This window comes from bacterium, assembly GCA_035559435.1.
Lineage (GTDB): Bacteria > Zixibacteria > MSB-5A5 > WJJR01 > WJJR01 > JACQFV01.
On the sequence record DATMBC010000103.1, the window covers coordinates 17,326 to 41,249 of the forward strand.

Genomic DNA, 23,924 nt, shown 5'->3' on the forward strand with positions numbered 1-23,924 from the left:
CTTTATGCCGCTGCCACCGGTGAAAAAGCAGATTCTTCGCTTCGTCCCCCGGCCTGCGGCCGGGGGACTCGCTCAGAATGACAATTCGGGATAAAGGCAGTCCAGCAATCGTCTCTGTTACCCCTTCATCCACAACATCTTGTGATCTTCCCGTTCATCGCTTGCCCCCCGTTTGACTTCGCTAAATCCCGCGCCTTATCATTGCCGCAACAGGCAATCGCCTAACAGCCGCCGGGTGATGGGACCGTCCCGGCCGCCTAACTGTCGCCCGCCATGAAGATTCCGCGCAAAGCCGACCTGATCAGTCTGCAGCAGATTTACAAGACCGACGACAAGATCGCCGAGGCGTTGGGCGGAATCCCCGAGTATCTCGTCGCTTACTGGCGGCGCAAAAAAGGCGTGCCGCCGTGGACCGAGGCGAAGTTCTCCGAGCAGCAGATACGCGATCTCTGGGAACGCTTTGGCGATGACTTCCGTTGCGGCCGCGAACTGAATCTCTCCAAGGCCGCCTTCTACAGCTGGCGGCGCAAGTATGGCATCCTCGAAAAGCCGGCCGAACTGAAGCTCGAACAACTCGAGCTGCGTCTGCCCGGCGATCTGCTCGAGGAGGAGCCGCGCAAAGTCGAGAAGCCCGACAAGCCGCACACCTCGACCGCCAAGATCCTCGCGCGCGCCGCCGAGTCCTGGCCCGAGGCGAAACTCCCCGCCGACTGGATCTGCCGGCGTGAGGGCGAGGGGGAGTTTGCCCCCTACATCTTCGCGCCCGGGCCGAAGCTCGAGGAGCCGACGCTCGATCTGTATGCCGAAATCCCTGCCGCCGATGCCCGTGTGCCCTTCTGGCTTTCGCCCTGGCGGGGGGACATGGCCTGGCAACTGGTCGAGGCGCGCGCGGTCCTGCCCGGGCAGTTTGTCACCGCGCCGCGCGGCGTGCTGGGCGGATTGGGCGGGGTCGGGGTCCTGGTCCTCACGCCGGAGGCGGTCGGTCATGCCGGCAGCGATTCACCCGCCGGCACATCGGCCATGCCCGCGCTCCCGGTGGTGCGCATCGAAGTCACCCGACGCATCCCCGCCGAGTCAGATGTCGAGGACATTATTCTCGCGATGATTGAGGCGGGATGGCACAAGAGTCTGGCCGGACGCATCCTCGAACTGGTCGGGCCGCCGATCGAACGGCTCTCCGTCGACCGCAAGGTCAAGCTCTGCGCCGCGCTGGTGGCCCTCGGCGCCGCCGCGGCGATCGTCACCTTCGATGATGCGATCCGCCGCCACTATGGCCGCATCCTGCAGGGACGCTTCCCGCAGACTCATCCCGACCGCACCGCGGTCTACGACGAGGAACATTTCCTCGAAGGACGCGGCATCGAGCCGAAGGTGGGAATCTGCGAGAATGGCGAATGGACCATCCGGCCGGCGGCGCAGGCCCCCGCGCCGGGCGGCATCATCGTGGGCCCCGATGCGCTCCCCTATGAAATCGAACTCTGCGCCCAGCAACTGGCCGGACGCCACGTCGGCCCCAACGATCCCCCGGTCATCGTTTGCCCTGCCACCCTTCAAGTCTACCACACTGCCTTCCGCAAGGGCTGGGCCCAGACAATCGTCAACGCGGGCGGTTCAGTGGCGGATGTGGCGCTGGGGCGGAGGGTGTTGGGCTTCAGTTCTCGGTTTCTGTCTACCATTGGACGGGTGACAAACTTGCAGAAACCGATGCCGGTGTCTGCGCTGATGGGTGCCGTTCACACCATTGGGAGGCCATGAGCCATGATCACGCCTAGATTAGCTAGGCTGGTTGTCCTGCTGCAACTACTACTTTGGGGGCCATTCTCCGCGAGATCAGTGGCCCAATCACATCTGGATACCCTCGAATTCAAGAGCAGAGATTACTACACCCGCATTTATCAATCCTTTGTTGCACGAATCCTCTGCGAAGGACACGAAGGCACGGCATTTGTAGCTGCCCTTACTGACACGAGCGAGTTCATCTTCATCGTGACAAATCGGCACTTGGTGGCTGAAGGCACGCGTGCTCTTCTCCGTATTCCATTAGGCCAGGAAGTCGGAGTAGATACATTCGCTGCTATTTCGACAGTCATACGCCATTACCCGATTGATAGCACCGTGCCAGGTCTCACAGGAAGTACGGCAGTTCTTGATGGTCTGGACTTAGCCGTAGTCCTGGTGGATGGTGACTCATTGAGTGATGAGATACACGCGTCTCGAGGAGCCGTCAGATTTCTCGCGCCTGAACAGACCGCCCATTGGGAAGATATGCTCCCCGGTCAGACAGTGTGCTTTCTCGGATATCCTCTCGGCAAGTCCGGACAGCGAGGATTACCCCTCTTCCGAAAAGGAACAATCGCGGGATTCAATCCTGCAACGGACACTATTCTCGTAGACGGACAAATGTTCGACGGCTCAAGCGGCAGTCCAGTCTACTTTGAAAATTCTGATCCATCATGCCGTTTGCCCCTCAAGGAGGGTCGTTTTCTTGTCGGCGTTGTATCTGGGTACTGGCCACTGATGACACCCCTTGTGAACCCTAAGACCGGAAAGACAGAGTTTGTTAAGACGGAAAATTCTGGATTGGGAGTAGTGATTCCAGCCTCACGGCTCCGACACATGCTTTCTCGGCTTCTTATTAAGTGAGCAACGACTCCACAGATTTGCGAAGGATGGCGGTCGCCGCCGGCCGGTTCTTCAACACGGCATCAGGATGCCGCAAAATCCGATTCGCGCGCACAACGCAAGAGCAGGCCCTCCGCCGTGGCGGATCGCCCCCCCAAGAGCGTTATTCGTCGTGCCTTCTGAATCTACCCGTGGTCCGGTGGCATACCCACCCTGTCTAAAATTCTCCCGCCTCCCGTCTGTCACAATCCCGCAGCGGCCATCATTCTGACACTCCTCGCGCCGGGGAGCGCGTAACAGGTAAGCCGGGCCGAGAGGTCGGTTGCGGCGGGGAAGGGCCTCATGTCGGTCCGGAATCTTGACTATCTCTTTCGCCCGCGGCGCATCGCGCTGATCGGCGTGACGATCAATCCCAACTCGGTGGGCGGGCGGGTGTTGGCCAACCTGGTCACCGGCGGGTTCGGCGGGGTGGTTTATCCGATCAATGCCGAGAGCGAGGCGGTGATGGGGATCCCCTGCTATCCCAACCTCGCCGCCCTCCCCAAGACCCCCGATTTGGCGGTGATCTGCGCCGCCGCGGTGAAGGTCCCCGATGCCGTGCGCGAATGCGGCGAAGCCGGGGTCAAGGCGATCATCATCATGACCGCCGGGTTCCGTGAAATCGGCGAGGCGGGGCGCCGTCTGGAGGACGACATCCGCCAGGTGCAGGCGCGTTTCGATGGCCTGCGCATCCTCGGTCCCAACTGCCTCGGGATCATCGTGCCGGGGCTGAATCTCAATGTCAGTTTCGCCCTCGGCATGCCCAAGCCGGGGCATGTTGCCTTTCTGTCGCAGTCAGGGGCGCTGTGCACCGCGATTCTCGACTGGGCGATCATGGCGAAGGTCGGGTTTTCGTATTTCGTCTCGGTCGGCAACGGGCTCGATGTCGGCTTCGGCGATCTCATCGACTACTTCGGCGAGGACGACAACACCAAATCGATCATCACGTACATCGAATCAGTCAACAACCCTCGCGCCTTCATGACTGCGGCGCGGGCTTTCGCGCGCACCAAGCCGATCATTGTCTACAAGGCGGGCCGTTTCGCCGAGTCGGCGGCGGTGGCTAGTTCACACACCGGGGCGATGGCCTCCTCCGATGCGGTCTATGAGGCCGCCTTCCGCCGGGTGGGGATGGCGCGGGTCTTCGACATTGGCGACATCTTCGACTGCGCCGAGCTGATCGGCCGCAACAAGATCCCGACCGGCTCGCGGTTGGCGATTGTCACCAACGCCGGTGGGCCGGGCGTCATGGCGACTGATGCCCTCATTGCCGCCGGTGGATCGCTGGCCCGGCTGTCGGCCTCCACCATCGCCGGCCTCAATCAAGTCCTGCCGCCGTCCTGGTCGCATGCCAATCCCGTCGATGTCCTCGGCGATGCCACCCCCAAGCGCATCGAAAAGGCGATGCAGATTGTCCTGGATGATCCGCAGGTCGATGCGCTGCTGGTGATCGTCACGCCGCAGGCGATGACCAATCCCACCGGCATGGCCAGGGCCGTAGGCACGCTGGCCGCATCGACCAGCAAGCCGATCCTCGCCGCTTGGCTGGGGGGGCAGTCGATGCGCGAGGGACGGCAACTGTTGATCGACGCCGGTGTTTCCGCCTATCGCACCCCGGAGCAGGCGATCCGCGCCTTCATGACGCTGGTCGCCTACGCGCGCAACCTCGAAACGCTATACGAGACCCCGAAGGACATGCCGGTCGATTTCGCCTGGGACCGTCGGCAGATCCGCGCCGATTTCATGGCGCAGATCGGCGAGAGCGTGATCCTGCCCGAGCACATTGCCAAGTCGCTGGTTGCGGCCTACGGCATCCCGACCACCCGCACGCTGGTCGCCGCGGATGCCGAGGCGGCCTGCGCCGCCGCTGACCAATTGGGCTACCCCGTCGTGCTGAAAATCCTCTCGCCTGAGATCACGCACAAATCGGATGTCGGCGGGGTGGCCCTCAATTTGCCCGATGCCGCCGCGGTGCGCGCCGCCTTCGCCGCGATCACGGCAGGGGCGGCGGCGACCATGCCGCAGGCGCGCATTGACGGGGTGACCGTCCAGCCGATGGCAACTGTCCGCGACACGGTCGAACTGATTGCCGGCATCCGCAAGGACCCGGCCTTCGGCACCGTCATCCTGGTCGGCATGGGCGGGGTCACCGCCGAACTGTTCGGCGACCGCGCCATCGGCTTCCCGCCGCTCAACGAACGGCTGGCGCGCTGGATGCTCGAATCGCTCAAAATCTGGCCGTTGCTCAAGGGCTACCGCGGACGTCCCCCGGTCGATGTCGGCAAGCTGATCGAGTCGCTGATCCGGCTGTCCTATCTGGCGGCGGACTATCCCGAAATCGCCGAGCTGGACATCAACCCGCTTCTGGCCGGCCCGCAGGGGGTGGTCGCGCTCGATGCCCGTATCATCCTCGATCGCGAGGCGGTCGGACGGGACGCGGAGCCGTATGCGCACCTGGCGTTGCGGCCCTATCCGGAGATGTATGTCAAGCGGGTGACGCTCAAGGACGGCACCGAGGTGCTCCTGCGGCCGATCAAGCCCGAGGACGAGCCGCTCTGGATGGCGATGCTGGAGTCCTGCTCGAAGGAGACGATCTACTCGCGCTTCCGCTACTTCTTCCACTGGGCCTCGCACGCGGTGGCGGTGCGCTACTGCTATATCGACTACGACCGCGAAATCGCCATTGTCGCCGAGCACAACGCCGGCGGCAAGCGACAGTTGCTCGGTATCGGGCGGTTGATCGCCGATCCCGACCGTGAGACGGTCGAGTACGCTGTCCTCATCACCGATGCCTGGCAGAAGAAAGAGCTGGGCAGCATTCTCACCGACCACTGCCTGGAGATTGCCCAACGCTGGAAGATGAAACGAGTGGTGGCGCAGACCACCACCGACAACCGCCCGATGATCGCGGTCTTCGAGAAGCGCGGCTTCGCCGTCACCTATGCCGACGACGACACCACGGTCGACGTCGAGCGCCATCTTGCCTGATCCGCCCCGCCGTTTTCTTTAGCCCAGGGTTCAAATCGGTCGGAACCTCCTTCTACCGCCGCCGGTATTGTGATGGAAGAGGAGGTTTTATGTCCGTATTGTCCCGTATTACGGTTCGCCCGTCGGTATCGTCTCTTGCGGTCCCGCTGTTCGCCGCGCTGATCGTGGCTTTTGGCTGCGGCGATGACAAGTCCGGCAACGGCGGCGCCTCCGGGCCGCGGTTCGATCCGGCCGAAATCACCATCGTGGTCGGGGACACGATCCGCTGGGTCGCCACCAGCGGCGATCACACCGTGACCTCCGGCACCGGCGCCCAGGACCCCAACTCCGGCCAGTTGTTCAACGCCAGCTTGCCGGAAGGGGATGAGTTCCGGCATGTCTTCAACGCCACGGGGACATTTGACTACTACTGCATTCCGCATGAGGCCAACGGAATGGTCGGCACGGTGACCGTCGAAGCGGCCGAACCGAGGATTGTCGATGTTTTTGTTTCGGGTGTGACATTCAATCCCGCGGTGGTGACCATCAACCCGGGCGATCAGGTGCGTTGGACGGTCAATGGCTCGCACACGATCACCTCCGGCGCAGGCCCCACCGATCCCAACGCCGGCGACCGTTTCGATGAGACCGTCAACACCGGCAGCGTGATCACTGCCACCTTCAATGACTTGGGGACCATCCCTTACTTCTGCCAATTGCACTTCGCCATGGGGATGACCGGCACGATCAATGTTGTGCCGCGCACGTCCAGGACGGTCGAAGTCGAAGCGCTGGATTAGTCGCTGACGGATTCTGGACACGAGCGCGGCCCGGCGGGCCGCCCTTCGTCATGTCCAGCGTTCGGCGCGGAAGACGCCGTTTTCGAGGATGACGTAATCGAAGTTTTCGTACCACTCGCCGGTATTGACCCACCAGCCGTTGCCGATCCGGCGCACCCATCCCTGATGGACATGCCCCATGATGACGGCGTCGAAGCCGGCCTTGAGCAAGTCGGCGGCGACGCGGTCATACTCCTCCAGGAACTTCGGCGGCCGCTTGCCGGTCAGGTCGCGGGAGCGTCCCGAGGAGTAATTGGCCAGCCGGAAGGCCCAGTCGGCGGGGATGTGGCGGTAAAGCCAGATCGACACCGGCGACCGCAGGACCTTTTTCAGCGCCCGATACCCACGGTCGGACGGCGCCTTGCCGTCGCCGTGGGAGATGTACAGCCGCAGTCCCTGCCGGTTGATGGTCAGGTCGCCGCGGTGCAGTTCCGTCCCCAGTTGGCGGGGGAAGAAATCCCGCGCCCAGCAGTCATGATTGCCGATGACCAGGTGAAAAGGGCATCCGGCGGCGGTCAGTTCGCGGATGGCGGCGGTCACCTCGACCGGGTGGTGCGGAATCCAGTGCTTGTATTCAAACCAGAAATCAAAAAGATCACCGAGGAAGAAAACCTCCGCGCCGATTGCGCGCGCATGGTGTAGAAAGCCGGTGAAGCGACGAATCTTCTCCTGTTCCTGCGTCGGGGCGTGGGCCCCGAAGTGGGCGTCGGAGAAGAAGAGCACGGGGCGGTCATCGGACATTGCGGGGACATGATACATCCCGGCCGCCAATGACCCAAGGACGGATCCACGCCGCGGCGGAGTATGGCTTGACAGGGGTTGACGGCGGGTGATACTTGACGGCGCCGGCGGATGGTTCCGCCGCGCAGCGAGGGGATATTGGACAAATTCGTCATCAAGGGTGGACGGAAACTCTCCGGCACGGTCCGGATTGACAGCTCGAAGAACTCCACTCTGCCGATCATCTGCGCGGCCCTGCTGGCCGAATCCGGCAAGACGGTCTTAACCCACATTCCCGATCTGGTCGACATCCGCACCGCGATTGCCGTCTGCGAGCATGTCGGCGCGCGCTGTGTCTACGACGCCCAGGCCCAGACGCTGACGATCGACGCCTCCGGTGTGACGGGGCACGAGGTCCCCTACGATCTCATGCGCCGCATGCGCGCCTCGTTCCTCTACCTGGGGGCGCTACTGGGCCGTCTCCGCGAGGCCAAAGTGTCGCTACCCGGCGGCTGTGCTTTCGGGCCGCGTCCGGTGGACCTTCACATCAAAGGCTTCGAAGCGCTGGGTGTGAAGTTTGTCGAAGACCACGGTTACGTCCATGGTGACGGGGCGAACATGAAGGCGGCCACGTTTGTCTTCGACCGTCCCACCCACACCGGCACCGAGAACCTGATGATCGGCGCGGCAATGCTGCCGGGGGAGACGGTGCTGGTCAACGCCGCCTGCGATCCGGAAATCGAAGATGTCGCCGATTTCCTCAACAAGATGGGCGCCCGGATCACCGGCGCCGGCACCACCACGATCCGGATCGAGGGGGTCAAATCGCTGCGTGGCTGCGAGCATCGCCCGATTCCCGACCGCCTCGAAGCCGGCACCTTCATGATGGCCGCCGGCATCACCAACGGCACAGTCGAACTCACCGACGTGACCCCGTCGCACCTGGAGGCGGTCACCGCCAAGTTGCGCGAGATGGGTTGCACGATCTCATGCGGCAGGCAGACCATGACCGTGACCGGGCCGGCCAAGCTCTGGCCAACACGGGTCATTGCCTTTCCCTATCCCGGCTTTCCCACCGACCTGCAGCCGGCAATCCTGGCATTGTTGGCCGTGGCCGATGGCGCCTCGCTGGTCTCCGATACAGTCTTTCCCAATCGGTTTTCCCATGCCATGGAGATGACCCGGATGGGGGCCGATATTCAGATTTCCGGCGACGAGGCCCGTATTTCGGGCGTACCGCGTCTGCATGGCGCGGCGGTGATGGCCGCCGACATCCGTGCCGGGGCGGGCGTGGTCCTGGCCGCCCTCGGCGCCGAGGGAATATCCGAGGTCCGTCGGGTGTATCACATCGACAGAGGGTACGATCACCTCGAGGTCAAACTCGCCGGGCTGGGGGCCGACATCCAACGCGCCAAAGACGAATAGCCCGTGGTTTTCACTGGAACTCCCGCCCGCCCATATAGTTTCTAAGCAGGGGGCAGAGCGCTTCCGCCGCGCCGCCGGGGTTAACAAGTCGCGCGGTCCCGCTGTCTGGACACAATGCCGGAGATCAGGATGACAAGAGTCTGGTGCCTGTTGCTCGCGCTCTGTCTGCTTGGGCCCGCTTCCAACGCGCAGGCGCAATGGTTCGGGCAGAACAAGGTCCAGTACGGTAACTTCCACTGGAACTACATCACCTCCGAGCACTTCGATGTCTACTTCTACGAGGGCGGTTACGACTTGGCGGTCTTTGCCGTCGCGGTGCTCGAGTCGGCCTACGTCGATGTTTCCGCGCAGCTGGACCACCAGTTGCGCCGTCGTGTCCCGACGATTATCTACCAGTCCCACAACGAGTTCCAGCAAACCAATGTCACCGAGAGTCTGCTGCCGGAAGGGGTGGGCGGATTCACCGAGTCGTTTAAGAACCGCATGGTCATGCCCTTCACCGGCTCGTATGAGGATTTCCGGCACGTCCTGCATCACGAACTGACTCATGCGGTCACTTTCGACAAGATGTACGGCGAAGGGGTCGGCTCGATCATCTCCCGCCGCTCCTTCTTCGATCTGCCGCTGTGGTTTGCCGAAGGGTTCGCCGAGTACTCCTCGCGCCATGGCTGGGACACCTTCGCGGACATGGTGATCCGTGATGCCACGGTGCACGGTTACCTGATGCCGCTGCAATACGTGGGCGGGTATCTGGCTTACAAGCAGGGACAGTCGGCGGTGCTCTACCTGGCGGAGCGCTACGGCGAAGCGAAGATCGCCGAGTTGCTGAGCAAGGGGCGCTTCGAGATGACGATGGACAATGTCCTGCGCAAATCCATCGGCATGGGGGAGCGTGAATTCAACGACGAATGGCAAAAACGGCTTCGCAAGGAATACTGGCCGGAAATCTCCCAGCGCGAGGAGCCCAAGGATTTCGCCACGCAGTTGACCGACCACGAGAAGGACGGCTCCTACTACAACGACAAGCCGGTCTTCTCGCCGCGCGGCGACCGTCTGGCGCTCATTTCCGAGCGCGACGATTACACCGAAGTCAAGATCGTCTCGGTCGTCGACGGCAAGAAGTTGCAGCGGGTGCTGAAGGGCGGCTCCTCCGATCGCTTCGAGTCGCTCCACTCCTATCTCTCCGGAATGAGTTTTTCGCCGAATGGCTCCACCCTCGCCCTGATCGCCAAGTCCGGCGGCGCCGATGTGCTCTACCTGGCCAATGTTGATGGCAAGGGGGATGACCGCACGATCCGTCTGAAGGGTTTCACGTCGCTGCGCTCGCCGACCTATGCGCCCGACGGCCAATCGGTCGTGCTGGTCGCCTGCCGCCATGACGCCAACGATCTGTACCGTGTCGATTTGGCCACCGCGCAGGTGACGCAATTGACCGATGACCGTTTCGATGAGCAGGATCCCGAGTTTGCCCCCAACGGCAATCGTCTGGTTTTTGCCAGCGACCGTCCGTCGGACTCGACACGCCCGTTGCTGCTGGGCAAGACCCAGGAGCCGCGGACATTCCGCTATGGCCGCTACAACATCTTCGAAGCCGACCTCGACGCCGGGGTGGCGCGTCCGATCACCAACGATGACGCCGAGTCGAAGATGCCGGTGTACGCGCCGGACGGCGAGCGTATCTGCTATGTCTCCAATCTCAATGGCATCTACAACCTCTATGTGGTCGATTCGGGCGCCGCGCGTCAGTATCCGATCACCGATGCGCTCTCCGGCTGCTTTTCGCCGAGTTGGTCGCCCGATGGCCAGAACATCGCCTTCTCCGCGTTTTTCAAGGGCGGCTTCGATGTCTTTCTGATCAAGGAGATTCGTCCGCGCGGCGATTCGCTCGGCCACCTGGCGCCGACCGCGTTTGTGCGGCGGCTGGCCGGCGCCGATTCCGGGCAGTTTGTGCAACGGCGTGATATCGAACTGGAGGAGCGCGCGCCCAAGGCCCTCGAGGAGGACTTGGAGTTCACCTCCTATGTCAAGCGCGCCGAAAGCCCGTTTCGCAAGCAGCCACTGCCGCCGGTCGACACCGTCGCGGCGGCCGATTCCAATGCCGCTTCGGACTCCGGCGCGCAAGCGGTAACGCCGGACACCGCGGCCGCTGTCGCGCCGGCGCCCGTGCTTTCATCCTCCGACACCGCCGCGTCGGACGCGGCGGCTGTGCCCGACACCGGCTTTGAGGTGCACAAATACAAACTCAAGTTCTCACCCGATCTGGTGACCGGCGGGCTGGGCTATGACACCTTCTTCGGATTGCGCGGGCAGTCCTACTTCGTGATCTCCGACTATCTCGGCGACCACCAGATCTTCATCGCCTCCGACCTGATCAACACGATTGATCAGTCCAACATCCAGATCTTCTACGCCTACCGCCCCAAGCGCATCGACTGGGGGTTTGGCATCTTCCATTCCAAGTACTACTACCTCGATTTCGACGACCGGTTGTTCTCCGACCGCACCTATGGTTTTCAGGGAATCGCCTCGCGACCGTTCTCGCGCTTTACCCGCCTGGAGTTCGACGCGATGATGATCTTCATCGACCGCCGCTACTTCGATCCCAACCCGCAGACCGGCGACTACGATGACCGTTCCGATCGCGTCGGGCTGGGCGCGCTGTCGTTGGTGCACGACAACGCCAACTGGGGACTGACCGGCCCGATGAGCGGCCGGCGTTACCGACTGACGCTCGAGGCGGCCCCGGCGGGTCTCTCGGAGGGTGTGGCCTACCAGGCGTTCACCGCCGATATGCGGCAGTACCTCCGTATCAGCGGCCGTTACAGTCTCGGGTTGCGCGCTGCCGGGGGCGTGTCGGGCGGCGACAACCCCAAGCGCTTCTACCTCGGCGGCGTCAGCAACTGGATCGGCTCCGACATCGCGCGGTCGGATGTCTACGACGTCGATGGACTCTACTTTTCGCAGGTGATCACGCCGTTTCGCGGCTACGACTACTATGCGATTTCCGGCAACAAGTTCGCGATGGCCAATGTCGAGTTCCGTTTCCCGTTCGTCGACTATCTGGCGATGCGCTTCCCGTTGCCCATAGTGCTCTCGCGCGTCGGGGGCGCGTTGTTTACCGACATCGGCGCCGCCTGGACCGACAGCGACCGCTTTCAGGGCGCGACATCGCAGGACGGTTTTCGCCTGAAGGACATCAAGATGTCCTTCGGTTATGGCCTGCGGGCCAACCTGGGATTTGTCGTTCTGCGCTTCGATCAGGCCTGGCGCACCGACCTCGATTCGGTGGCCGACCGGCCCGCCTTCTATTTCTCGCTCGGCGCCGACTACTAGGAATCCCGCTCTGACGCCGCCACCGGGGTGGCTTGCTGAACAACCGTCGGATGCGGTATATTCCGCCCTCTCTGAATTCCGACGGGTGCTCGCGCGGCCGCTGCGGCCGGTCGGGACGGCGGAACCAGGCCGGGGAAAGATGAAACTTTCACAAGCGCTCAACGTCTGTTGTTCGCATGTCACGTCGCAGGCGGGACGGGCGACTCTCGTTCCGTAACGGGGAGGTGGATGTGGTGATGACAGAGGACCTGCCGGTCGACAACACGGACGCTGCGACGGCGCCATCGCGCGAACGGCTCAGTTTCTTCGCCAAACTGTGGAATCTCTACGTCAATCCGCGCCGGCTTTTTGCCGCGATTGGCGGCGGTCATGAGTGGGTGATCCTCTGGCTCATCATCGGCGCCGTCTCGATCGCCGGTTACTATCCCATCCGTCCGATCATCAGGGCGACGCAGATGGAGCAGGTGGAAAAGCAGTTGGCCAACAATCCTGGCATCTCCGCCGAACAGCGGCAGGAAATTATCGATGGGATGGCCGAGAATTTTGACAACCCGCTGTTCATGCTGTTGGCGCCGGTCTTTCAGTTGATCGCGCTGCTCTTTGTCGCGGCGGTGCTGCTGTTTATCGCCAACATTCTGCTGGGCGGCAACGCCCGGTTCCTCCCAATGCTCAACGCCTACGCCTGGACCGGGATGCTAACGATTCTGGGGACGTTGGTTGTCGTGCCGTTGGTGGCGGCAAAGGGCTCGATGGATGTGTCGCTGGGTCTGGGGGTGCTGACATCGCCGGACACCAACCCGTTTATCAAGAAGGTGCTGTCGTCATTTGAGTTGTTCGGTCTCTGGCAAGTCTGGCTGTCGTCGCTGGCCGTCTCGATTCTCGGTCCGGCGCCGATGTCCAAGTCGGTGACCGCGGTCTTTTCGGTCTGGTTTGTGTGGGTTCTGATCCAGGGCGGCCTGGCCACTCTGGGCATCAATCTGGGCACGTGAAAAGCGCCCGCAGGGGCGGAGGGTGATCGATGAAGGAGAGGTGCATGGGACGCAACTTCGGGAAGGCAATCATCGCGGCGCTGGTGTGTCTGACGGCGTCGGCAACCACGGTGCGGGCGGAAACGCTGACGCTCCAGCAGTGCATCGACCGGGCGCTGGCGACCAACGGCTCGGCCGCCTACGGCCTGCCGTCGGCCCGCGAAGGGTATCACCGCACCGGCCAGGGCATCTGGAGCGCCTGGGGCAATCTGTTGCCGTCGCTGTCGCACGGATACAACTACAGCTACTACAAGTTCCCCTCGACGGTGATCTTCGACCCAACGACCGGGCAGTTTGTGGAATCGCCCGGCGGTTCCTCGACCTCGTGGTCGACCAACTTCAATCTGCGGCAGACGCTCTTTGACGGCGGCGCCAATGTCTACCGGGTGGCGCAGGCCTATCACAGCCGCGCCGTCTCCTCCGAGAACCTGCGCGGCGCCGAAAACGCGCTCGTGTTGGGCGTCAAGCAGGCCTACTTCGACCTGCTGAAGGCGCAAAAACTGGTCGGCGTGCAGGAAGCCGCCGTGCGCCGCGCCGAGCAATTTCATAAGACGATCGAAAGCAAGTATGAGTTGGGGTCGGCTTCGCTCTCGGAAGTGCTCAAGGCCAAGGTGGAAGTCGGCAACGCCCAGTTGCTCCTGCTGCAGCGCAAAAACGACGTCCAGACCAACATGGCCAACCTGAATTCGATCCTCAATCGGCCGGTGGACGAGGCGCTGGAGATTGCCGACGTGCCTCTGGAAGACCCGGCGCATCCGACCTACGCCGAAGCGCTGGCGATGGCGCGCAAGGAGTCGCCGGACATGCTGGCCGCCAAAGCCAATGTCCGCGTCGCCAAAAACGAGATGGGCATCGCCCGGTCGACGTTGTTTCCGACCTTCTCATGGAGCGCCTCGCGCAACTTCACGCCGCAAAACCGCGACGATCTGCTGAAGTTCGACGGCGATTATGGCACATGGTCGGTCAACGCCTCGCTGGGGTTTACGCTTTTTGACGCGTTCCACTGGAAGACCGCCATCTCCAACGCCAAGGTCGGACTCAAGTATGCCCGCGAAAGCGAGCAGCAGACCGCCTCGGCGGTCGATCTGGCGGTCAAGCAGGCGTATCTCGGTGTGGAGCTGGCCAACGAGAGCCGCCGACTGGCCGAGCAGACCGAGGCCTCGGCGCAGGAGGATTTCAACCTCGCCCAGGAAAAGTACAATCTCGGCGCGGCGACCATCCTCGATCTGCTCGACGCGCAGGCGTCGTTGACCGAGGCGCAAACCGCGCGGGTCAATGCGTTGTATGATCAATATCTGGCCGTGGCGCGGCTGGAAAACGCCATCGGCCGTCGCTAAACGGCAATGGGACGCAGTCGCAGGACCGCGGTCGGCAGGTGAATCGTGGCGATCAAGAAAGGGCGCAGGAAATTCTTCATCATCGGCGGGATTGCCCTGTTGGTCATCCTGCTGATTGTGGCCAACTTCACGCGCTCCTCCGAGAAGAGTTTCAAGGTCAAGACGGCCAAAGCACAGCGGGGCCGGATCGTTTCGCTGGTCAACGCGACCGGCAAAGTCCGGCCGCGCACCGAAGTGAAAATCTCCGCCAACGTTTCCGGCGAGATCGTGCACATGCCGGTGGTGGAAGGTCAGCGGGTTGCCAAGGGCGACTTGTTGGCGCAGATCGATGCGCGCACGTATGAGGCGCAACTGCGGTCCGCGGCGGCGGGCTACGAGGCGGCCAAGGCGAATCTCGCCTACGATGAAGCCGCGGCGCGCGAGGCCGCATTGACCTACAACCGCGTCAAGGCGCTCTTCGAAAAAGGCTTGACCTCACAGCAGGAATACGACGCCGCCGAGACCCGCCACCAGACCGCCCAGGCGTCGCTGGAATCGGCCAAGGCGCGGCTCGAACAGGCCCGCGCCGCCGTCGACCAGGCGCGCGAGAGCCTCAGTTACACCAAGATCACATCACCCATTGACGGCTACATCACCAATCTTCCCACCGAGGTCGGTGAAATCGTCATGGGCTCGCTCAACTACCAGGCATCGGTCATCATGGTGATTTCCGACCTGTCGGTGATCGAAATCGAAGTGGAAGTCGACGAGACCGACATCGCCAACGTTGAACTCAACCAGCCGGTCAAAATCGAACTCGATGCCTTCCCCGACACGGTCTTCGCCGGGCGGGTCAGCCAGATCGGCAACACCGCCCAGGTCACCGGCCTGGGAACCCAGGACCAGGTGACCAATTTTCTCGTCAAGATCCTGGTGACCGACACGGTGCCCAACATCAAGCCGGGCATGACCGCCACCTGCGACATCACCACCGACGAGCGGAGGGACGTGATCAAAGTCCCAATCGGCGCGGTGGTCCTGCGCGATGAAGAGCTGCTGAAGAAGGGCCAGAAGGCCGGCGCCGGCGACACGGGGTCGGCGGGCCCGACACCTCTGGCCGCCGCCGTCACCGACAGCGCCGCGACCGACACCGTTGGCGCCGATTCAGACGAGAAGAAAAAGCCGCTGGAGGGTGTCTTCGTTGTGCGCGACGGCCGCGCCCGCTTTGTCCGGGTCACCACCGGCATCGCCGATCAGCAGAATATCGAGATTGTGTCCGGACTGCAGCCGGGAGACGTCGTGATTGTCGGGCCGTTCCGGACGCTGCGCGAATTGGAAGACGGCAACAAGGTCGAAATCGAGCCCGAGGGCAAAAGCGGCGGTCCCAGCGAGACTTAATCCCAGCGGAGACTTCAATGGCGGATCATGGCGATCTGATTGTGACCCAGGATTTATGGAAGACCTACGTGGTCGGCGAGGAAGAGGTTCATGCCCTTCGCGGCGTGTCGGTCAACGTGGCCCGCGGCGAGTATCTCGCCATCATGGGCCCCTCCGGCTCCGGCAAATCGACGCTGATGAACCTAATCGGCTGTCTCGACACGCCGACGCGTGGCACGTATGAGCTCAACGGCCGCCAGGTCGCGACGATGAATGACGACGAACTGGCCTACGTCCGCAACAAGGAGATTGGATTCGTCTTCCAGACCTTCAATCTCCTGCCGCGCGCCACCGCGCTGCACAACGTGGAACTGCCGCTCATCTACAACGGCACACCCGCCGAGCAGCGCATCGACATGGCCAAACGGGCGCTGGAGATGGTCGACCTTGCCGACCGCATGACCCACCGCCCAAATCAGTTGTCGGGCGGGCAGCGGCAACGTGTCGCCATCGCGCGCGCCCTGGTCAACAACCCGTCGCTGATTCTGGCCGACGAGCCCACCGGCAACCTGGACACCAAGACCGGGTTGGAGATCATGAGCCTCTTCGACCGGCTGCACCGGGCCGGCAACACCATCATCCTCGTCACGCACGAGCACGATGTCGCCGCCTACGCCAACCGGATCATCCATATCCGCGACGGCAAGGTGGAGAAAGAGGAACGGGGTCGCCGGGCCGCCTGACGCCGGGCTGAGCCATGTTGCAGTTTTTCGAAAGCGCGCGCTTGGCGCTGGCCGCCATCTGGGGCAACAAGCTGCGCTCCATCCTCACGCTGATCGGCATCATCATCGGCGTCGCCACCATCATTGCCATCGTCTCCCTGATCACCGGGATGAACCAGTATGTCGCCGCCGAGATTTCCACCCTCGGCGCGACGACGTTCATGATGGACCGCGAGGGGATCATCACCAGCGAGGACCAGTGGTGGGAGCGCTCGCGGCGCCGCAGGATCCAGTTGCAGGATGTGGCGGCCATCGCGCAGGGATGCGCGCATTGCGCCGAGGTCGGGGCGCGCAGCATCACCTCGCGCACCGCCAAGGCGGGCAACCGGCACATCGATGATGTCTGGATCATGGGCTCGACCGCCAACTTTCCCAACATCGTCGATTTCGACATCGAAAACGGCTACTACCCGACCGAATCCGACAACGAACACCGCCGTCCTGTCGCCTTCATCGGCTACGACCTGATCGACAACCTGTTTCCCGGCGTCAACCACATCGGCCAGACGATCCGCCTGGGCGGCCGCGACTATACGGTGATCGGCAACGGCAAGCGCCGCGGCTCGACTCTCGGCCAGAGCCGGGACAACTACGTCATCATCCCGCTGTCCACCTTCCAGAAGCATTTCGGTGAACGTCGCTCGCTGGACGTCTTCGTCAAGGCCGATTCCTTCGAGTCGATGGACGACGCGCAAAACGAAGTGCGCATGATTATGCGCGCCCGCCACAAGTTGAACTACGGCGAGGACGACGACTTCGAGATCTACACCGCCGGCGACATCATGACGATGTGGGAAAACTTCTCGCGCGGCGCATTTGTGGTGATGATCGGCATCTCCTCGATCGCGCTGGTGGTCGGCGGGATCGTGATCATGAACATCATGCTGGTTTCGGTGACCGAGCGCACGCGCGAGATTGGCATCCGCAAGGCGATCGGCGCGCGGCGGGTGAACATCATGTGGCAGTTTCTCTCCGAATCGCTGACGCTGTCGGTGGTCGGCGGCACGCTCGGCATCGGGCTGGGCGCCCTGGCCGGCTGGGTCCTCTCCGGGCTCTCGGGCATGCCGATGGGCATCGAAATCTGGTCGGTGATCGCCGGCGTGCTGGTCTCCGGCGGCATCGGCACGATCTTCGGCGTCTACCCGGCGATGAAGGCGGCGCGGCTCGATCCCATCGAGGCGTTGCGCTACGAATAAGCCATGAAGATCACCATGTTCGAAATGCGCGAGGCGATGGCGATGGCGCTGGCCGCCATTCAGGCCAACAAATTGCGCGCGTTTCTGACGGTCCTCGGCGTCCTGATCGGCGTCAGTTCCGTCATCGGCATGGTGTCGCTCATCACCGGGCTCAACAACTCAATGGCGCGGCAGATTGAGTCGCTGGGCTCCAACGTGATCTTCGTCTCGAAGTTCAAACCCGGAATCCGATTCGGGCCGCGCTCCTCCGAGGAGCGCAACCGCAAGGGGATTGTCTACGAGGACGCCATCGCCATCCTCGAGCATTGCCCGGCCGTCGACGCGGTTTCGCCCGAGAATCATTACTGGGCGCCGGGCGGCAACAAGGCGCGCTATGGCCAAAACGAGGCGCTGCGGCCCGATCTGGCCGGCGTCCTGCCTTCGTACATCGTGGTCAACAATATCGAAATGGCCGAAGGACGATTCTTCACCGACATCGACAATCACTTCCGGCGCATGGTCTGTGTGCTTGGTTCCTCGGTGGCCGAGGCGCTCTTCCCGGGATTGGACCCGGTCGGCAAGGAGATCCTCCTCAACAACCACCGCTATCTCGTGATCGGCGTGGCGGCCAAGCGCGAATCGTTTCTCGGTGAAGACTCCAACAACTACATTCGTATTCCCTACGCGACCTTCGCCAAGCTCTATCCCTGGGAGAAGGAGCTCTGGCTGGCCTGCCGCGCCAAGGACCCGACGCAGATGGCGGCCGCGATCGATCAGATCACCGAACTGATGCGCCGGCGCCGCGGGGTGCCCTACGATAAGCCGGAGGACTTCGCCGTCTTCACGCAGGACTCGCTCATGGAGCAGTACCGCAGCATCACCGGGGCCATCTACATCGCGATGACGGTGATCTCTTCGATCGGCCTGATGGTGGGCGGCGTCGGGGTGATGAACATCATGCTGGTCTCGGTGACGGAGCGCACGCGGGAGATCGGCATCCGCAAGGCGATGGGGGCGCGACGCGCCAACATCGTCTGGCAGTTTTTGATCGAGGCGATGACGCTCTCCGGCGTGGGCGGGGTGATCGGCATCCTGTTCGGCATATTGATCGCTTTCCTGGTCAATGCCCTTTCGCCGCTGCCGGCGGCGGTTTCACCCTTGTGGATCATCATCGCCTTCACCGTGGCCGTGATGGTGGGGCTGGTCTTCGGCATCTACCCCGCCTACCGGGCCGCCCGCGTCGACCCGATCGTCAGTCTCCGCTACGAATAGGGATTGCGCCGGGGACGTCCGGCGTTTCCCGTTTTGGATGGTGTCCGAATGGGCGCTGAAATATATTGGCCTTTGGGCTGTAATATTGAGGGGAATGGTCTATGGGGGAGTCTGCGACGAAAACGGCTCGACGGGCGGCGGCCGCGCTGGCGGCCATGCTGGTTCTGACCGCGGCGCCTGTCCCGGCGCAGGTCGAGTTCTCCAATCTCCCGCCTCCGGGCGTGCCGGTCTTTGACCTGGATTGGGCCGCCTTCCGTGCCGGCAAGGACAGTCTCCGTATCGAATGCTACTACAAGATCGTCAACCCACGGCTCTCGTATGTCCGCCGCACGATGAAGACCACCGAAGCCGGGCTGGGAACCACGGCGCCCACCGGGGACACCGCCGCAACGGCCGAGTTCTATGTCGCCGCCTATGAGATCAGCGCCATTCTCGCCTCCCACAGCGACCGCCAGGCCGCCTCGGTCAGCGAACGCGAGAACTACGCGCTCCCGGATTTCGAGGAGACACGCAACCCGTCGGGGTATCTGGTCAACATCCTCAGCATGACCGTGGCGCCCGATGACTACGAACTCAGCGTGACCCTGACCGACCGTGTCTCCGGCGGCTCCTACACGCGCAAGGAGAATCTGCCGTTGAACGACGCCCGCGGCGACCGCTGGCCGGTGGGCGGGCCGATGTTCTTTGATCCGACCGCCGAGGCCCCCGATCTGCCGCGCTTCAAGCACGGAGACTTGGGGCTGGTGCCCAGCGTCACCCGCGCCTTTGCCTCATCGAAGGACCGGATTGCGATGTATTTGGAAATCTATCGCGATGTCGCCCCCGACGCGGCCTTTCTGCAGATCGAAGCCGACCAGCGCTACGGCCGTAAGACGCAGACCGACACCATCCCGGTGATCGATACCGCGGAGCGTGTTCCGATTGTCTACCGGAGCCCGCTGACCGACTTCAAGACCGGCGAAGCCACGCTGCGCGTGCGCCTGATGAACGCGGCGGGCGAGGTCCTCGGCACGCCCCTGGAGATCCCGTTCTGGGTCGATTGGTCGATGGCCGGCATGGTCGAGGAGAACTGGGAGGAGGCGGTCAACATGCTGGTCCACATCGCCACGCATGACGAGCTGAAATCCCTGCGCAACACGCCGCCGGAGAAGCGCGTCGAGGCGTTCACCGCCTTCTGGCGCTCGAAGGATCCCAGCCCCGAGACCGACGACAACGAGTGGCAGGATGAGTACTACCGGCGCATCCGCCACGCCGATTTGCATTTCACCACCGCGTTCATGCGCGGCTGGCGCACCGACTACGGCACCGTGTACGTCAAGTACGGCGAACCCGATGAGATCGAGCGCCATCCGTTTGAGCGCGGCAGCAAACCCTATCAGATCTGGTCGTACTATGCACAGCGGCGGCGGTTCCTGTTTGTCGACGTCAACGGCAACGGCGAATACCAGCTGCAGTATCCGTACGATGGCATCATTCGTTAAACGTTCGTGGGAGTGCCGATGCGCAAGCCGATCCTGTTTGGATGCCTGATGGTCTGGGGAATCCTCCTGGCCGCCGTCCCCGCGGCCGTTGCGCATGACGCCACCGGCGATCTGCGCATGTGGTCCGATTGCGCGGTTTTCCGGATGAACCCGGGCCTGCCCAATGGCTATGTCGAGTTCTACTTTGAACTGCGCCGCGCCGACCTCGCGTTCCGCCGGCTGGATGATGCGATCCGTGCCGATGTCTTCACCTGGGTGCATGTCTCCGACTCCACCGGACAACCCGTCGACTCGGTCGGCAGCGGTTTTGTTTCGGTCGTGTCCGACTCCAGCGAATTGAGCGACTCCAACTTCACCCACTTCTTTGCCTGCTGGCTGGAAATTCCGCCGGGGCTCTACACCGCCCGCGTGGTCGCCATCGACCTGACCGACAAGTCGTCGGCGGAAGCGGCGTATCCCTTCCGTGTCGACGATCACTCTGGCGGCGCGCTCATGCTCTCGGATGTGGAGTTCGGCTACGACATCGTGCGGATGCCGCCCGACACCGTCGAACGGCCGCTGGATGTGCTGGTCAAAAACCAGTACAAAGTCTATCCCGACTGCCGCGGGCTGGTGGGACCGTCGCGCCCGCGGCTGAACTTCTATCTGGAGGCCTACAATCTCGCGGTCGACAGCCAGGCCAGTCCGAACTATGCCGTGGAATTCGCCATCGTTCCCACCGACGGGTCGCCGGCGCGGTCGCTGCCGCCGCAGACCCTGACCAAGCCCGGTTCCTCGGCGGTGCTGGCCAGTTCGATCAGCGTGCGCGACCTGGCGGCGGGGGTGTATCGTTTCCGCGCCAGCGTGACCGACCCCGCGACCGCGCGCACCGCCACCGTCGAGAAGCCCTTCCAGGTGGTGGCGGCGGTCGGCGATACGCTCACCGACGAGGAGATCGAGCAGTTGCGCACGATCATGGCCTACATCGCCCGCGCGGGCGAGATGGAGACCTTCGAGTCGCTCAGTCCACTGGGCAAACGGAACTTCATGGTGCAATTCTGGAAGGACCGCGACCCAACGCCCGACACGCCGATCAACGAATTCCGCGACGAGCACCTCCGGCGTCTCAACTTCGCCAACGAGCGGTTCTCGGTCGGCTTCCGCAACCGCACCGACGGTTGGCGCAGCGATCAGGGACGGGTCTACATCGTCTATGGCCCGCCCGACCAGATCGACCGCTTCCCCTTCGCCTCCGGGCGCGAGGCCGCCGAGAAGTGGAATTACGAGAGCCTGCCGGGGCAGGGCTCGGCATACTTTCTGTTTGTCGACGAGAATGGATATGGCGACTATCAACTGGTGACCTCGTCGGCCCGCGGCGAGAAGCGCGATCCGGTCTGGGAGCGGCGCGTCCAATCGGGCGAATTCGAGCGGGGCCGTTGACCCCGGCAGGAAAGGCCGCGACCCGCACCGCGCATGATCATCGTTGAGCGCCTCAGCAAGTCCTTCCACGACAAGAAGCGCGGACCCGTCCGCGCCGTGGATGACGTCTCCTTTCAGGTCCGCCAGGGGGAGATCTACGGTCTCCTCGGACTCAACGGCGCCGGCAAGACCACCACCCTGCGCATGCTGGCCACCATGCTCCGACCGGACGCCGGGACCATCACGATCAACGGCCATGACGCGGTGGCGGCGCCGGCGGCGGTGCGCGCGCAGATCGGATTCCTCACCGGATCGACCGGGCTGTATTGGCGCCTCACGCCCCGCGAGATCATGGCCTACTTCGGACGGCTCTCCGGCATGGACGACTCCCTCATTCGCGAGCGCAGCGCCGCGCTGATCGAGCGGCTCGGCCTCCACGAGTTCGTCGACCGGCGTGTCGACAAACTCTCCGCCGGGCAGAAGCAGCGCGCCTCGATCGCGCGCACGCTCATCCATGACCCGCCCGTGCTCATTCTCGACGAGCCGACCGTCGGGCTCGACGTCGTCACCTCGCGCGCGATTGTCGAATTCATTGGCGACGCCAAGACCCGCGGCAAGTCGGTCCTGCTCTCGACGCATGTCATGCACGAGGCGGCGCGTCTGTGCGACCGCATCGGCATCATTCATGCCGGACGGATGCGCGTCGAAGGGACGCTCGAGGAGTTCCGCCGGCGCACCGGACGCAATGATCTGGATGACATCTTTGTGAGCTTCATCGACGGGGGCTCCGCATGAACCGCCTGCGTGGCGCCCGGATTGTCTTTGCCAAGGAGCTGGTCGATATCCTGCGCGACCGCCGCACCATCATCTCGATGGTGCTGGTGCCGATTCTCATCTATCCGCTGATGGGGATGGGATTGGGTTCGGTCATCTCGTCGCAGATTGAGAAGACCAAGGCGGCCGATCATCTGATCCTGGCCCTCCCGCCGTCGGCCGGGGCGGCATCGCACGAGCTCTTTGCCGGGCTGCCACAAGTGAAGTGGATTGCGCCCGACACCGTGCGCGCCTTTCTGCTGGCCGACGCTCCGGAGGACCGTGCGACGGTCGAGCAACTTCTGTCCGATGATCCAACCGTCGTTCCCGACTCGATTCGGGCGAGACTCTACTACCGCGCCATCGACGCCAAAGTCGTGCGGGCGGTTATCGAACTGCCGTCGGACATAAACACGCGCCTGACGGCCGGCGATTCGGCCGTGGTCCGCATCTTCTCCGATCAGGCCGACATCCGTTCCGATGCCGCCGGCGAACATATCGAGGATTGGCTCTTGCGCGTGCGCGACTCGCTGGTCGCCGCGCGTCTGGCCGGAGTGGGGATGGACCAGAGCGCCCTGCGCCCGATCGTCCCCGCCGCCATCGACGTCGCGCCCCTGGCCAAACAGTCGGGCGTCTTCTTCGCCGCGCTTTTGCCCTACATGCTCGTCGTGCTGATGCTGACCGGCGGGATGTACCCGGCGCTCGACATCACCGCCGGCGAAAAGGAACGCAACACGCTCGAGACACTTCTTGTCGCGCCGGTCTCACGCTGGGATCTGGCGGCGGGGAAATTCCTGACCGTGTTCACCGCCGGCATCATCACCATGTTGCTGTCGACCGCCTCGATGCTGGTGACCTTCAAGTTCGGGGCGGTGGGGTTCGGTGCCTCGGAGCCCGACCTCGAGATGGCCAAGGCGTTTTCGCTGTCGGGCGAGTCGCTGGCGTATATCATCCTGCTGATGATTCCCACCGCCGTGCTGTTTTCCTCGCTTCTGATCGCCGTGTCGATCGCCGCGCGCAGTTTCAAGGAGGGGCAGAGTTACACCACGCCGCTGCTATTGGGCGCGATCTTCCCGGCGATGATCAGTCTGGTGCCCGGAATCGAATTGAACATCGGGTTGGCGCTGGTGCCGGTGGTGAACATCTCGCTGGCGCTGCGCGATGTCATCCTCGGCACCCAGAATCCGCTCCTGCTGGGATTGGTGTTTCTCTCCACTGTCCTGTATGCCTTCTTCGCGCTGTTTGTCACCACGCGGCTGTTTGAGCGCGAGTCGATCCTGTTCCGCACCTGAAGCCCGTCCGGAAACAGGAAGCCCCGCGCCGGATGCGCGGGGCTG

Annotated in this window: 17 protein-coding genes; 16 read left to right on the top strand and 1 reads right to left on the bottom strand. The window is 63.2% G+C overall.

All coding sequences use genetic code 11. The features are described from left to right. Nucleotides 1-273: 273 nt before the first annotated feature. The 4 genes from VNN55_11660 to VNN55_11675 all read left to right on the top strand — a co-directional run bounded on the left by VNN55_11660 (nucleotide 274) and on the right by VNN55_11675 (nucleotide 6,428). Complete coding sequence (locus VNN55_11660; protein HWO58210.1) at nucleotides 274-1,755, top strand: aconitase family protein; 1,482 nt, start codon at nucleotides 274-276, stop codon at nucleotides 1,753-1,755. 3 nt (nucleotides 1,756-1,758) lie between these two features. Further along, nucleotides 1,759-2,643, top strand: a complete 885-nt coding sequence (locus VNN55_11665; GenBank protein HWO58211.1) for a trypsin-like peptidase domain-containing protein — start codon at nucleotides 1,759-1,761, stop codon at nucleotides 2,641-2,643. 321 nt (nucleotides 2,644-2,964) lie between these two features. Beyond that, nucleotides 2,965-5,649, top strand: coding sequence for a GNAT family N-acetyltransferase (locus VNN55_11670; GenBank protein ID HWO58212.1), 2,685 nt, complete (start codon nucleotides 2,965-2,967; stop codon nucleotides 5,647-5,649). Nucleotides 5,650-5,738: 89 nt separating this feature from the next. Then, nucleotides 5,739-6,428 carry a plastocyanin/azurin family copper-binding protein gene (locus tag VNN55_11675; protein HWO58213.1) on the top strand — a complete coding sequence of 230 codons (690 nt, stop codon included), beginning with the start codon at nucleotides 5,739-5,741 and terminating at the stop codon, nucleotides 6,426-6,428. Between the two features lie 48 nt (nucleotides 6,429-6,476). Here the strand turns inward: VNN55_11675 and VNN55_11680 are convergent, their stop codons facing one another. Further along, a complete protein-coding gene (locus VNN55_11680) occupies nucleotides 6,477-7,226 on the bottom strand; it encodes a UDP-2,3-diacylglucosamine diphosphatase (protein HWO58214.1) in 750 nt (249 codons plus the stop codon). A 120-nt stretch (nucleotides 7,227-7,346) separates the two neighbouring features. Here VNN55_11680 and murA point away from each other — a divergent pair, with 120 nt between their 5' ends. The 12 genes from murA to VNN55_11740 all read left to right on the top strand — a co-directional run bounded on the left by murA (nucleotide 7,347) and on the right by VNN55_11740 (nucleotide 23,879). Beyond that, a complete protein-coding gene (gene murA, locus VNN55_11685; GenBank protein ID HWO58215.1) occupies nucleotides 7,347-8,612 on the top strand; it encodes a UDP-N-acetylglucosamine 1-carboxyvinyltransferase in 1,266 nt (421 codons plus the stop codon). 129 nt (nucleotides 8,613-8,741) lie between these two features. Next, nucleotides 8,742-11,945: a BamA/TamA family outer membrane protein gene (locus VNN55_11690; GenBank protein ID HWO58216.1), complete on the top strand. Its 3,204-nt coding sequence runs from the start codon at nucleotides 8,742-8,744 to the stop codon at nucleotides 11,943-11,945. Between the two features lie 236 nt (nucleotides 11,946-12,181). Further along, complete coding sequence (locus tag VNN55_11695) at nucleotides 12,182-12,934, top strand: YIP1 family protein (protein ID HWO58217.1); 753 nt, start codon at nucleotides 12,182-12,184, stop codon at nucleotides 12,932-12,934. Nucleotides 12,935-12,978: 44 nt separating this feature from the next. Continuing rightward, the gene (locus VNN55_11700) at nucleotides 12,979-14,310 is read left to right on the top strand and encodes a TolC family protein (GenBank protein ID HWO58218.1); all 1,332 of its coding nucleotides are present in this window, start codon (nucleotides 12,979-12,981) and stop codon (nucleotides 14,308-14,310) included. 45 nt (nucleotides 14,311-14,355) lie between these two features. Further along, complete coding sequence (locus VNN55_11705; protein ID HWO58219.1) at nucleotides 14,356-15,687, top strand: efflux RND transporter periplasmic adaptor subunit; 1,332 nt, start codon at nucleotides 14,356-14,358, stop codon at nucleotides 15,685-15,687. A 17-nt stretch (nucleotides 15,688-15,704) separates the two neighbouring features. Beyond that, entirely contained in the window at nucleotides 15,705-16,409 is a 705-nt protein-coding gene (locus VNN55_11710) for an ABC transporter ATP-binding protein (GenBank protein HWO58220.1), read from the top strand. Between the two features lie 14 nt (nucleotides 16,410-16,423). Beyond that, nucleotides 16,424-17,644, top strand: coding sequence for an ABC transporter permease (locus VNN55_11715; protein ID HWO58221.1), 1,221 nt, complete (start codon nucleotides 16,424-16,426; stop codon nucleotides 17,642-17,644). 3 nt (nucleotides 17,645-17,647) lie between these two features. Then, on the top strand, nucleotides 17,648-18,895 hold the full coding sequence (locus tag VNN55_11720) for an ABC transporter permease (GenBank protein HWO58222.1): 1,248 nt from the start codon (nucleotides 17,648-17,650) through the stop codon (nucleotides 18,893-18,895). 101 nt (nucleotides 18,896-18,996) lie between these two features. Further along, nucleotides 18,997-20,376 carry a GWxTD domain-containing protein gene (locus VNN55_11725; GenBank protein HWO58223.1) on the top strand — a complete coding sequence of 460 codons (1,380 nt, stop codon included), beginning with the start codon at nucleotides 18,997-18,999 and terminating at the stop codon, nucleotides 20,374-20,376. A gap of 18 nt (nucleotides 20,377-20,394) precedes the next feature. Beyond that, on the top strand, nucleotides 20,395-21,795 hold the full coding sequence (locus tag VNN55_11730) for a GWxTD domain-containing protein (GenBank protein HWO58224.1): 1,401 nt from the start codon (nucleotides 20,395-20,397) through the stop codon (nucleotides 21,793-21,795). Between the two features lie 33 nt (nucleotides 21,796-21,828). Further along, entirely contained in the window at nucleotides 21,829-22,569 is a 741-nt protein-coding gene (locus VNN55_11735; GenBank protein HWO58225.1) for an ATP-binding cassette domain-containing protein, read from the top strand. Beyond that, nucleotides 22,566-23,879 carry an ABC transporter permease subunit gene (locus VNN55_11740; GenBank protein ID HWO58226.1) on the top strand — a complete coding sequence of 438 codons (1,314 nt, stop codon included), beginning with the start codon at nucleotides 22,566-22,568 and terminating at the stop codon, nucleotides 23,877-23,879. The genes VNN55_11735 and VNN55_11740 overlap by 4 nt, the downstream gene beginning before the upstream one ends. Nucleotides 23,880-23,924 lie beyond the last annotated feature (45 nt).

Excerpts from the sequence above, each read along its gene's own strand:
- VNN55_11660 (HWO58210.1), top strand. The coding sequence starts at position 274 with ATGAAGATTCCGCGCAAAGCCGACCTGATCAGTCTGCAGCAGATTTAC.
- VNN55_11665 (HWO58211.1), top strand. The coding sequence starts at position 1,759 with ATGATCACGCCTAGATTAGCTAGGCTGGTTGTCCTGCTGCAACTACTA.
- VNN55_11670 (HWO58212.1), top strand. The coding sequence starts at position 2,965 with ATGTCGGTCCGGAATCTTGACTATCTCTTTCGCCCGCGGCGCATCGCG.
- VNN55_11675 (HWO58213.1), top strand. The coding sequence starts at position 5,739 with ATGTCCGTATTGTCCCGTATTACGGTTCGCCCGTCGGTATCGTCTCTT.
- VNN55_11680 (HWO58214.1), bottom strand. The coding sequence starts at position 7,226 with ATGTATCATGTCCCCGCAATGTCCGATGACCGCCCCGTGCTCTTCTTC.
- VNN55_11690 (HWO58216.1), top strand. The coding sequence starts at position 8,742 with ATGACAAGAGTCTGGTGCCTGTTGCTCGCGCTCTGTCTGCTTGGGCCC.
- VNN55_11695 (HWO58217.1), top strand. The coding sequence starts at position 12,182 with ATGACAGAGGACCTGCCGGTCGACAACACGGACGCTGCGACGGCGCCA.
- VNN55_11700 (HWO58218.1), top strand. The coding sequence starts at position 12,979 with ATGGGACGCAACTTCGGGAAGGCAATCATCGCGGCGCTGGTGTGTCTG.
- VNN55_11710 (HWO58220.1), top strand. The coding sequence starts at position 15,705 with ATGGCGGATCATGGCGATCTGATTGTGACCCAGGATTTATGGAAGACC.
- VNN55_11715 (HWO58221.1), top strand. The coding sequence starts at position 16,424 with ATGTTGCAGTTTTTCGAAAGCGCGCGCTTGGCGCTGGCCGCCATCTGG.
- VNN55_11720 (HWO58222.1), top strand. The coding sequence starts at position 17,648 with ATGAAGATCACCATGTTCGAAATGCGCGAGGCGATGGCGATGGCGCTG.
- VNN55_11725 (HWO58223.1), top strand. The coding sequence starts at position 18,997 with ATGGGGGAGTCTGCGACGAAAACGGCTCGACGGGCGGCGGCCGCGCTG.
- VNN55_11730 (HWO58224.1), top strand. The coding sequence starts at position 20,395 with ATGCGCAAGCCGATCCTGTTTGGATGCCTGATGGTCTGGGGAATCCTC.
- VNN55_11735 (HWO58225.1), top strand. The coding sequence starts at position 21,829 with ATGATCATCGTTGAGCGCCTCAGCAAGTCCTTCCACGACAAGAAGCGC.
- VNN55_11740 (HWO58226.1), top strand. The coding sequence starts at position 22,566 with ATGAACCGCCTGCGTGGCGCCCGGATTGTCTTTGCCAAGGAGCTGGTC.